Below are 11,190 nucleotides of genomic sequence, written 5' to 3'. Positions count from 1 at the left end.
CAACGTTGATGGGGGGAGCTTTCCTCAACCTGAGGTTGAGGAAAGCTCCCCCCATCAACCTCGCAATCGGCGGTTGATCATGGACGCGACCTCAGGCGCGGGCGGGCCTCTTCGCCGGTTCGCAGCACAACGGCGCACACGGCGCGCCGTTCACCGTGCAGCCCGCCGCCACGAACGACGACAGCTTCCGCACGGGCGCGTCAGCGGTGTGCTCGGCGACCAGTTCGACCACGAGCTCGGCGAAGCGCGGGTCCGCGTTCGGCGTCGCGGCGCGGCCGAACTCCATGCCCAGCTCGGTCGCGCGGTCTCGGGCCTCGGTGTCGAGGTCCCACACGACTTCGAGGTGGTCGGACACGAACCCGATCGGGCACACGACGACACCGGCGACGCCCTTGGCGTGCAGGGCGTCGATGTGGTCGACGATGTCGGGCTCCAGCCACGGGATCTGCGGCGGGCCCGAGCGCGACTGCCACACCACGTCGTACTCGGTGACGCCCAGCTCGGCGGCGACCAGGCGGGACGCCTCGACGACCTGGCGCGAGTAGCGGTAGCCGCCCTCGGACGGCGGGCCGGCGGCCTTGTCGGCGGAGACCGGCACCGAGTGCGCGGTGAACACCAGCCGGTAGGGGCCGGACAGGGACGAAGCGGCGGCACGGACGCCGTCGGCGAAAGCCGAGACGAACAGCGGGTGGTCGAAGAACTGGCGCAGCTTCACCAGCTCGGGACCGTCCGGCACGGCCTGCAGCGCCCGCACGATGTCCTCGTCGTACTGCCGGCACGCGGAGTAGCCGCCGTACGCGCTCGTCGGGAACACCAGAGCGCGCTTGACGCCGTCGGCCTTCATCCGCGCGACGGTGTCCTCGACCATCGGGTGCCAGTTGCGGTTGCCGAAGTAGATCGGCAGCTCGAAACCGGTGGCGCGCACGGCCTCGATGGCGTCGAGGTTCAGGCGGTTGATCGGCGACACGCCGCCGAAGTGCTGGTAGTGGGCCTCGACCTCGTCCAGTCGCTCCGGCGGCACGCCACGTCCGCGCACCACGTTCTCCAGGAAGGGACGGACGTCCTCAGGACCTTCTGGGCCGCCGAACGACAGCCAGAGCAGCGCATCGAAACTCACCGCTCCATCCAATCAGACGCCCGAACGCCTCACCTGACGAACCGATGTGACGTCAGAGACCGAGGAAGTGCACGCCGCCGTCGACGAACACCATCGAGCCCGTGGTGGCCGGGAACCAGTCGGACAGCAGGCCGCAGACCGACTTCGCGACCGGCGTGGGGTCGTCCACGTCCCAGCTCAGCGGCGCCTTCTCGCCCCACATCTTCTCCAGCTCGCCGAAGCCAGGGATGGACTTCGCGGCCATGGTGCGCACCGGGCCGGCGGAGATCAGGTTCACGCGGATGCCGTCCGGGCCGAGGTCGCGCGCCATGTACCGGTTGATCGACTCGAACGCCGCCTTCGCCGCGCCCATCCAGTTGTAGGCGGGCCAGGCCTGCCGGGCGTCGAAGTCGAGACCGACGACCGACGAGCCGTGCGACAGCAGCGGGCGGACGGCCTGCACCAGCGCCTTGTACGAGTACGCCGAGACGTGCATCGCGACGGAGACGTCCTCCCACGGCGCGTCCATGAACGGGGCGCCGAGGCAGCTCTGCGGGGCGAAGCCGATGGCGTGCACGACACCGTCGAGGCCGTCGACGTGCTCACGCACGCGGTCGGCCAGCGTGTCCAGGTGCTCGGTGTTCTGCACGTCGAGCTCGACCACGGGCGCGGGCTTGGGCAGGCGCTGGGCGATGCGCTGCACGAGGCTCATCCGGCCGAACCCGGTCAGCACGACCTCGGCACCCTGCTCCTGGGCGACACGCGCGACGTGGAAGGCGATCGACGCGTCGGTGATCACACCGGTGATCAGCAGTCGCTTGCCCTCGAGCAGTCCGGTCACTTGATCCAACCCTTTCGCAGTACGGAACAGCAGTCGTTGAGAAGTTTCAGTGGCCCATGCCGAGGCCGCCGTCGACCGGCAGCACGGCACCGTTGATGTAGCCGGCCTCGTTCGCCGCGAGGAACGTGACGGCGCGCGCGATCTCGTCGGCCGCACCGTAACGACCGGCCGGGATCTGCTTGAGCGCGGCCTCACGGACGGCCTCGGGCAGCTCCGCGGTCATGTCCGTGGTGATGAAGCCGGGCGTGACGACGTTCGCGGTGATGTTGCGGGAGCCCAGTTCCAGCGCGATCGAGCGCGCCATGCCGACCATGCCCGCCTTGGACGCCGCGTAGTTCACCTGGCCCGCGCCACCGGTGAGGCCCACGACCGACGAGATGAAGACGATGCGGCCGAACTTCTTGCGCAGCATCCCGCGGGAGGCGCGCTGGGCGAACCGGAACGCGCCGGTCAGGTTCGCGTCGACGACCTGGGTGAACTGGTCCTCGCTCATCCGCAGCAGCAGCGTGTCCTGCGTGATACCGGCGTTGCAGACGAGCACCTCGACCGGCCCGTGCGCGGCCTCGACCTCGGTGAACGCGGCGTCGATCTCCTCGGAGCTCGTCACGTCGCACTTCACGCCGAGCAGCCCCTCGGGGGCGCCGGAACCGCGGTGCGTCACCGCGACCTTGTCGCCCTGCGCCGCGAACGCCCGCGCGATGGCGAGGCCGATGCCGCGGTTGCCTCCGGTGACCAGTACGGACCGACTCACGAGCTCTCCTGGGAATCGCTGCTGGTTGACCGGGTGAGGCTATCGGCTACCGACAGGTAGACCGGCATCGGCGGGGACATGTCACACCGGGCGGGGCATGATCGGGTGATGCGGGCCTTTCTCGATCAACTCCGCCGCCACGTGGACGGCGACGTCCTCGACGACCCGGCGAGCCGGGCCCTGTACTCGGCGGACGCGTCGAACTACCGGCACGTGCCGCGGGTGGTCGTCCGTCCACGCACGACGGACGCCGTGGTCGCGGCGGTCGGGCTGGCCGCCGAGCACCGCGTGCCGATCACGAGCCGCGGTGCCGGGACGTCCGTCGCGGGCAACGCGTGCGGTACCGGCCTGGTGATCGACTTCAGCCGGTACCTGACCTCGTTCGAGATCTCCGGCGACCGGGCGTTCGCCCAGCCGGGAGCGGTGCTCGACCGGCTGAACTCCCAGGCCGGCGACTACCTCTTCGGCCCGGACCCGTCCACGCACTCGCGGTGCACGATCGGCGGGATGATCGGCAACAACGCGTGCGGCGCGCACTCGGTGAAGTGGGGCAAGACGAGCGAGAACGTCGCGAACCTGCACGTGCTCACCGCCGACGGCCGCACGTTCGACACCACGAACCCGCCCGAGCTCGCTCTGCCGCAAGTCGACCCGGCGTGGTTCCCGCGGCTCACCCGCCGGGTCAGCGGCTACGCGCTGGACGCCCCAACCTTGACGCAGCAGCTCGTCGGCACCGAGGGGACCTGCGTGGTGCTGCTGGGCGCGGAGCTGAAGCTCGTGCGCAGGCCGGAACGCCGCGTTCTGGTCGTGCTCGGCTTCGCGGACACCTACGACGCCGCCGACCAGGTCACCCAGATCTCCGGCGCGCTGGCGGTCGAGGGCATCGACGAGGCGCTCGTCCGGGCCGTGCGGACCCGTCCCGACCTGCCGGAGGGCCGCAGCTGGCTGTTCGTCGAGGTCGAGGACCACCCCGAACGCGTCGCCAGGATCACCAGGAACTCCATGATCATCCACGACCCCGCGCACCAGCGGGCGTTGTGGCGGATCCGCGAGGACGGGGCGGGGCTCGCGACGAGGATGCCGGACGGCGGCGAGGCCTGGTCGGGCTGGGAGGACGCGGCCGTTCCACCGGAGCGCCTCGGCACCTACCTGCGCGAGTTCGACCAGCTGCTGGCCGGACACGGCCGCCGCGGCATCACGTACGGCCACTTCGGCGAGGGCTGCCTGCACGTGCGCATCGACTTCGACCTCGCGCACGGCTACCGCGAGTTCCTGCAGGACGCCGCGGACCTGGTCGTCAGCCACGGCGGCAGCCTGTCGGGCGAGCACGGCGACGGCCAGGCGCGCTCCGAGTTGCTCAGCCGGATGTACCCGCCGGAGGCCATCAGGGCGTTCGGTGAGTTCAAGCGCGCCTTCGATCCAGGGAACCTGCTCAACCCCGGCCGGATCGTGGAGCCGCTGAAGCTCGACGACGACCTCAGGATCCTGGTCGCGCCTCCGCGCATTCCGACCCGGGCGGAGTTCGCGAGCGACACGCGGCGGTGCGTCGGCGTCGGCAAATGCCTGAACACCAAGGGCGGCGTGATGTGCCCGAGCTACCGCGTGACGCGCGAGGAGAAGCATTCGACGCGAGGCCGCGCGCACCTGTTGTTCGAGATGCTCAACGGCGATGTGGTCAAGGGCGGCTGGAGGTCGTCCGAGGTGGCGGAGGCGCTGGACCTCTGCCTGGGCTGCAAGGGCTGCAAGCGCGACTGCCCGGTCGACGTCGACATGGCGAGCTACAAGGCGGAGTTCCTGCACGAGCACTACAAAGGACGTCCGCGCCCGCGGTCGCACTACGCGATGGGCTGGCTGCCGACGTGGCTGAAGTACGGGCTGGTGAACAGGTTCACCGCGAAGCTCGGCCGGTTCGCCGGGATCACGCCGGAACGGGAGCTGCCCCGGCAGACCACTCGTCTGGTCCGCCAGCTGCACCCGCTCGGCACGGGCGATCCGGTGCTGCTGTTCCCCGACACGTTCACGAACTTCTTCGAGCCGGGCATCGGCCTCGACGCCGCGGCTGTGCTGGCACACCTGGGAAACCGCGTCGAAGTGCCGTCCACGAACGTCTGTTGTGGACTGACGTGGCACTCGACCGGCCAGCTCCCCAAGGCCCGCCGGGTGATCGAACGCACCGCGCGGGCACTGCACCCGTGGACCAGCCAGGGGATCCCGGTGATCGGCCTGGAACCGAGCTGCACGGCGTTCCTCCGCGTGGAAGCCCCGAAGCTGTCGAACGACCCGGCCGTCCAAGCGCTCGCGCGAGCCACCCGCACGTTCGCAGAACACGTCGCGCCGAGGTTGCCCGAACTGGACGGCGAACGCGAAGCCGTCGTGCAGACCCATTGCCACCAGTACGCGGAGCTCGGCTTCGACCGGGACCGGGAAGCGATGACCAAGGCGGGAGTGCACGCCCAGGTCGTCGAGGGCTGCTGCGGCCTGGCCGGCAACTTCGGTTTCGAGCGAGGGCACTACGACGTGTCGATCGCGTGCGCCGAGCAGGACCTGCTGCCCGCTCTGCGGGCGAACGAGGACGCGCTGGTCATCGCGGACGGCTTCAGCTGCCGCACGCAGATCCGCCACACGACCGACCGCGAGCCGGCCCACCTGGCCACCGTCCTCGCGTCCCGGCTGGGTGTGATTTACCGCTGACTAACCGCCCACGACCATCGTCGTGCGCATGCAGAAGAAGATTGGCGCCGCCGTGCTGGCGGCCGCCGCGATCGCGATGACGTTCACCGGCACCGCCCAGGCCGAGACGAACCCGAAGTGCTCCAGCGGCGTCACGCAGATCGGCAAGACCGGCTACATGAAGCACGGCTCGGCGACCGTCGCGTCGGTGAAGCAGTTCAAGGGTTGCGGCAAGAACTGGGCGTACGTCTACGTCTGGGACTCGTGGCGCGCCACCCACGGCAACTACCACATCCGTGCGGGCATCTGGACGCGCACAAGCGACGGTGCCGTGGACTACAGCGGCAACGACAGTGGCGCGCAGGAACTGTGGTCCAACGGCGCGAACACGCTGAGCGTCTGCACCACCGCGGTCGGGCAGGTGTGGGGTTCCGGCTACAGCGTGTCCGGCGGAACCGACGAGAGGTGCTGACGATCAAGGCGCGAACACGCTGAGCGTGAGCACGTTCGGCAGGGGCGCCGACATCCGCTGCTGATCCCGTCTTCCGCACATGGGAGTGGGTGACTTGATCGGCAGGTCGACGGGCCTGCCGATCACGGGCTCCGTCGACCGCGGTGACCGGCCGGATCGCCGCCATCTCCTCAGGTCGCAGGGTCACCGCCCTTCCGGGTGACAGCTGTCTCACACGAACAGCTAGGTATTGAATGACGCCGTTGCCACCCATCAACGGCATCTGTCACCGTCGCCTCGTCCGGTGTCCTCGGGGAGGTGAGTGTCGGACGGTGGCCACGGCAGCGCCAGGGCGGCCCTTCATCCCGCAACCACGAGCGAACTCCCATGTGGTGCGGTTGGTCGGGGTCGGGCTGTTAAGCGCGGTTCTGGCAGCGGGGTTGGCGACGCTGGGCTGGTCGTGTGTGCGCGATCCGGCGGGGGTCGTGGCCGCGGTGTTCGTGCTCGAAGGCGGTGCGCTGCCCGGCGACCTGGTCGCCGAGTGCGTCGCCCGCGCGCTGCCGACGGTGATCGTCGGATCCCTCCGGTGTCCTCGTGAGCTGATCACCGCGGTGCACGCCGGGGCGACCACGGTCGTCGACCGGGACCTGCCGATCATCGACCTGCTGGCCGCCGTGCAACGCGGCCTCACCCAGCCCGTTCAGTCCCCTGGCCTGCTGGAGGGTCTGCGGGTGCGACAGCAGTGGTGCGAGCGGCTCGACCGGCTGACCCCGCGCGAATGCGCCGTGCTGACCGAGTTGGCCAGGGGCATGGTCGCCGCGGACATCGCCTGCCGGCAGCACGTGAGCATCTCGACCGTCCGCGCCCACATCCGCTCGATCCTGCTCAAGCTCGAAGTCTCGTCGCAGCTTGCCGCGGTCGCGTTGTGCAGGCGGGGCTGGCGCGAGCCCGGCCTGGCCGACCTCGCGGTACAGGTCGTCAATTTTGACGATGTCGGGCCAGTACGCACCGCCAGACACTGACGGGCGGCGTGGCGACGGTGCCGCGGCCACAGCGGAGGAGATCGCCATGTGCAAAGTACTGACCCTGTCCGGCAAGGAAATCGGGAGCTGGCCCGGCGTCAAGGTGTACCAGTACGAGGGCAACGACCACTTCGGCCCGTTCCCCGACTGGAACTGGTCGGCCACGGAACACTGGCATTACGAGGTCGCGGTGTTCCCGGAAGGCGCCTACTGGGTGCCCGCGTCCACCAATCCGCCGCACTGGTGGGGGCAGACGAAGACGGTCGTAGGTCATCCGCAGGTCAACAAGGGCGGGGTGAACCCCAACGGCAACGAGAAGCGGCCCGCGGGCATCTACATCTGGATCCCGAAGGTGCCGGACGGCATCAAACCCGGCCACGCGGACAACGACGTGGTCTGCAACCCGCCGACGTCGCCGCCGGCCGGGCTGTCCCTGACGACCAACGGCTCAACGAACGGCCTGGACGAGGCGCACCAGCGGCTCGACACGATCCTGGCCCTCGCCCCGGTGGGCGCCCAGGACGACCCGCCGAGCACCTTCGACGACTCCGACGGCCTGATCTCGTTCGTGAACCTGTCGTCGGACCTGGTGACCAAGAGCCCCGAGTACCACACCGGCACCGACGTGTTCGACAAGACGGCCAACTTCATCGCCTCGATGCGCAGTACCGTGTTCGCGGCGATGCGGAAGGGCACGGTCAAACCGTTGCCACCCGACCCGGTGCCGACGACGAAGTGGGACCCGGCGGTCACCCACTACCTCCAGGACATGCTGGAGAAGACCGGCGGGCTGACCGGCTACTCGATCACCAATGAGTCCTATTCGGACACCCAGCTGATCGCTGAGTTCAGCACCGACTTCCTCAAGCTGCTGTTCGACGCCGCCACCGTGCCCAGCTCGATCATCTCCGGCGTGACGTCGTTCATCACCGGCGTCGGCACCTCGTTGCGGGCCAGTTGGGACGACCGCAGCCGCAACTACTCGGTCGCGGTGCTCAGCCAGTGCCATGAGGCAGTGCAGCAGAGCGGCGCGGGCGACTCGGCGTACCGGTACTTCCCGAAGCTGAAGTACTACTACCTGTCGGTGTCCTCGTCACAGAGCGAGTTCACCACGACGTGCTCGACGGCGCAGAAGATCACGTTCGAGTTCACCTACGAGCGCTGGGTGACCGCGGTCGCCGCCGCCGTCCTGGACTTCGGCTCCGACGCCAACAAGAAGTACATCGGGTACCTCGACAGGGCCCAGGCGGCGAACTACAAGGACGCCGAGAACCGGCTCGACCAGCTCCTCAGTGGCACGGTGTCCTCGGGCGGGCCGTCGAGCGTCGACGTCACGGCGTACCCGGCAGCGGCCGTGGCCCCGAGCAAGCCACTGATCAAGATCTGACCCCGATGTGCCCGGTCCCCGCCGAGGACCGGGCACTTCTTTACAGTCACTTAGGCGCGTCGCCACGCGCACGAAACAGACTTCATGGCCGATACTGCTGCGATGCGGGTGCTGTTGGTCGAAGACGACGACGGTGTCGCGGACGCTCTGGTGGAGGCACTGCGGGCGAACGGGCACCGGCCCGCTCGCGTGCGCAGGGGTTCCGACGCGCTGATCGCCCACCGCGACGCCGACGTGGTGCTGCTCGACCTCGGCCTGCCCGACCAGGACGGCCTGGAGGTGCTGCGGAAGCTCCGCAAGATCGACCCGGTGCCGGTGCTCGTGCTGACCGCGCGCGGCGACGAACGCACGGTGGTGCGCGGGTTGCGGCTGGGTGCGGACGACTACCTGGTCAAGCCGGTGCGGCTGGCCGAACTGCTGGCCCGCATCGACGCGGTGGCACGGCGCAGCGCGGCCCGGTCGCAGGAACCGGGCGACGTCGTGCGGGTGTCCGATGTGGAGATCGACCTGCAGAGCCGCCAGGTCGTGGTCGGCGGGCGCGAGATCTCGTTGACCACCAAGGAGTTCGACGTCCTCGCCGTGCTCGCGAGACGACCGGGCACGGCGGTGAGCCGCCAGCAGCTGATGGACGAGGTGTGGGGCAACGCGTTCGTGGCGGTGTCGCGGACCCTCGACGTGCACCTCACGCAGTTGCGCGCCAAGCTCGACCGGCCGGGGCTGCTGCACACGATCCGTGGTTTCGGCTACCGGCTCGGTGAATAGATGCGGCAACGGCTTCTGTTGGTGCTGCTGCTGTTCTCGCTCTCGGCCGTCACGGCGTTCGCCTTCCCGTTGCTGATGAGCACGGCGTCGGAACGCACGCAGCAGTTCGTGATCAGCCGCACCGCCGACCTGGACCGCTTCGCCACGCTGCCCGTCGACGTCGTCCTGTCCGAGGCGGAGCGCTACGCCGAGGTCTACGACGAGGAGATCGTGGTCGTCGACGCGTCCGGCACGCCCGTCGTCGAGTCGGGCATGACGGCCGCCGAGGTGTCCGCGCAGATCGACGCGGCCCTGCGCAACCAGCCCGCCGCGCCCGTGCCGACGGTGATGCCGTGGAACGGCGGCGACGTCCTGTTCGCCCGTCCGGTCGGCATCGGCACGAAGGTGGCGGGTGCCGTGGTGCTGCGGGCCTCGACCCGCGTGGCCGCCCTGGACGTGGCCCGGCGGTGGGCGATCGTGCTGGCCGGGGCGTTGCTGGCGGCCTGCGCGTGCGTGCTGCTGGCGCTGGTGGTCTCCCGGTGGTTGCTGCGGCCCCTCAAGGAACTGGACCGCGGCGTCCGTGCGGTCGCGGAGGGGCAGCGGCGCACGCACGTGGCCGACACCGCCGGACCGGCCGAGCTGCGGGCGTTGTCGGAGTCGTTCAACCGCATGTCCGACGCCGTCGCCGAGGCCGCCGACCAGCAACGACGGCTCATCGCCGACGCCTCGCACCAGCTGCGCAACCCCATGGCGGCGCTGCGGTTGCGCGTGGACATGCTGCCGTCCAACGGGTCGCTGCTCACCGAGGTCGAGCGGCTGGAGTCGTTGCTGGACGGGCTGCTGGCACTGGCGTCGGCGGAGAGCACCGCCACCGAACGCGCGGCGGGAGGCCTCGAACCCGAGCTCGCGGACCTGCAGGTCGTGGCGCACGACCGGGTCGACGCCTGGCGCGCGGCGGCCCAGGCCAAGGGCGTCACGATCACCGTCGACGACCGCGCTCCCGGACTGGTGCGGTGCGCGGTGTCGGACCTCGCGCAGGTGCTGGACGTGTTGCTGGACAACGCCATCAAGTACGGCGGCACGGAGGTCGCGGTGATCTGCGACCGCGCCACGCTGACCGTCCGGGACAACGGCCCCGGTCTGTCCAAAAAGGACTTGAAGCACGCCACCGAACGGTTCTGGCGGGGCGACGACACCCAGCGCGGAACGGGCCTCGGCCTCGCCATCGCGGAACGCATCGTCACCGCGCACGACGGAAAGCTGAAGCTGCACACGGACAACGGCCTGGTCGTCACGGTGGAGCTGCCGAAGGAGCCGCTGCTGTGAGGCGCCGGACGTTCCTGCTCGGCACGCTGGCACTGACCGCGTGCGGTTCCGAGGAACCCGAGGGGACGATCAGGATCGCCGGCGGTGAGCCCGGCGGCTTCTACAACGACTTCGCCGGGCTGATCTCACGCCTGGCCCCCAGCCCGCTGACGATCACGCCGATCGAGACCGGCGGCAGCGCTGACAACCTCAAGCACCTCCGAGAGGGCACCGCGGACATCGCGCTGACGCTGAGCGACAGCGCCCACCTGGAGCCCGGCCTCGTCGCGTTGGGCCGGGTCTACGAGAACTACCTGCAGCTCGTGGTCCTCACCTCTTCGCCGTACCGCTCCGCTGCCGACCTCGTCGGCAGGCCGGTGTCGCTGGGCGCGGCCGGATCCGGCGCGGCGTTGCAGGGCGAACGGCTCGCGCTGGGCGTGCGGGAGGAGCACTACCCGTTGCGCAACGCCATCGACGCGCTGAAAGCCGGTGAGATCGCCGCCCTGCTGTGGTCCGGCGGCGTCCCGACCCCGGAGCTCGACAAGGCCAGCGGGATCAGGCTGCTGCCGCTGGACGCCTTCCTGCCGAGGCTGCGGCAGAACTACGGCAAGGTCTACGAACGCGTGGACGTCCGCATGGGCGTCTACGGCTCCCCCGTCGACATTCCGACGATCGGCACGCCGAACCTGCTGGTGTGCCGGCCGGACCTCCGCGCCGAGTACGCGGGCGCCGTCGTGCGGCTCCTCGTGGGCAAGGCCGCGCAGCTCGTGCCGGAACAGGCCCTCGGCACCCAGTACCTCGACGTGCGCAGCCTCATCGACACCGGCAAGGTGCCACTGCACCCCGGCGCCGCGGCGGAATACCGCAGGCGGCACGGATGAGCCGAACGCCCTGGCGCTCAAGCGCAACCAGGGCGTTTCGGTGTC

At 69.8% G+C, this 11,190-nt stretch carries 10 protein-coding genes; 7 read left to right on the top strand and 3 right to left on the bottom strand.

Annotated features, from left to right (window positions below):
• Positions 1-91: 91 nt before the first annotated feature.
• Genes ACRSBM_RS11375 through fabG form a run of 3 tightly spaced genes read right to left on the bottom strand, consistent with a single transcriptional unit; the run spans position 92 to position 2,688 of the window.
• The gene (locus tag ACRSBM_RS11375; RefSeq protein WP_434442740.1) at positions 92-1,117 is read right to left on the bottom strand and encodes a ferrochelatase; all 1,026 of its coding nucleotides are present in this window, start codon (positions 1,115-1,117) and stop codon (positions 92-94) included.
• 52 nt (positions 1,118-1,169) lie between these two features.
• Positions 1,170-1,937, bottom strand: coding sequence for an enoyl-ACP reductase FabI (gene fabI / locus ACRSBM_RS11370; protein ID WP_434442739.1), 768 nt, complete (start codon positions 1,935-1,937; stop codon positions 1,170-1,172).
• A gap of 46 nt (positions 1,938-1,983) precedes the next feature.
• Entirely contained in the window at positions 1,984-2,688 is a 705-nt protein-coding gene (fabG, locus tag ACRSBM_RS11365; RefSeq protein WP_434442737.1) for a 3-oxoacyl-ACP reductase FabG, read from the bottom strand.
• A 108-nt stretch (positions 2,689-2,796) separates the two neighbouring features.
• On the opposite strand from fabG, the gene ACRSBM_RS11360 reads away from it, so the two are divergent.
• The 7 genes from ACRSBM_RS11360 (at position 2,797) to ACRSBM_RS11330 (ending at position 11,145) form a co-directional block, all read left to right on the top strand.
• On the top strand, positions 2,797-5,379 hold the full coding sequence (locus ACRSBM_RS11360; protein ID WP_434442736.1) for an FAD-binding and (Fe-S)-binding domain-containing protein: 2,583 nt from the start codon (positions 2,797-2,799) through the stop codon (positions 5,377-5,379).
• A gap of 28 nt (positions 5,380-5,407) precedes the next feature.
• A complete protein-coding gene (locus ACRSBM_RS11355) occupies positions 5,408-5,830 on the top strand; it encodes a hypothetical protein (protein ID WP_434442734.1) in 423 nt (140 codons plus the stop codon).
• A gap of 443 nt (positions 5,831-6,273) precedes the next feature.
• Positions 6,274-6,831 (top strand): helix-turn-helix transcriptional regulator, encoded by a 558-nt coding sequence (locus tag ACRSBM_RS11350; protein ID WP_434442732.1) that lies wholly within the window; start codon positions 6,274-6,276, stop codon positions 6,829-6,831.
• Between the two features lie 46 nt (positions 6,832-6,877).
• Positions 6,878-8,218, top strand: coding sequence for a hypothetical protein (locus ACRSBM_RS11345; protein WP_434442730.1), 1,341 nt, complete (start codon positions 6,878-6,880; stop codon positions 8,216-8,218).
• A gap of 102 nt (positions 8,219-8,320) precedes the next feature.
• Positions 8,321-8,980 (top strand): response regulator transcription factor, encoded by a 660-nt coding sequence (locus ACRSBM_RS11340; RefSeq protein ID WP_434442728.1) that lies wholly within the window; start codon positions 8,321-8,323, stop codon positions 8,978-8,980.
• A complete protein-coding gene (locus tag ACRSBM_RS11335; RefSeq protein WP_434442726.1) occupies positions 8,981-10,285 on the top strand; it encodes an ATP-binding protein in 1,305 nt (434 codons plus the stop codon).
• Entirely contained in the window at positions 10,282-11,145 is an 864-nt protein-coding gene (locus ACRSBM_RS11330) for a TAXI family TRAP transporter solute-binding subunit (RefSeq protein ID WP_434442724.1), read from the top strand. Before ACRSBM_RS11335 ends, ACRSBM_RS11330 begins: the two co-directional genes overlap by 4 nt.
• Positions 11,146-11,190 lie beyond the last annotated feature (45 nt).

The organism is Lentzea xerophila (assembly GCF_051094245.1).
Lineage (GTDB): Bacteria > Actinomycetota > Actinomycetes > Mycobacteriales > Pseudonocardiaceae > Lentzea > Lentzea xerophila.
The sequence above is the reverse complement of the archived record's forward strand: the minus strand, read 5'-3'. Positions and strand labels throughout refer to the sequence as shown.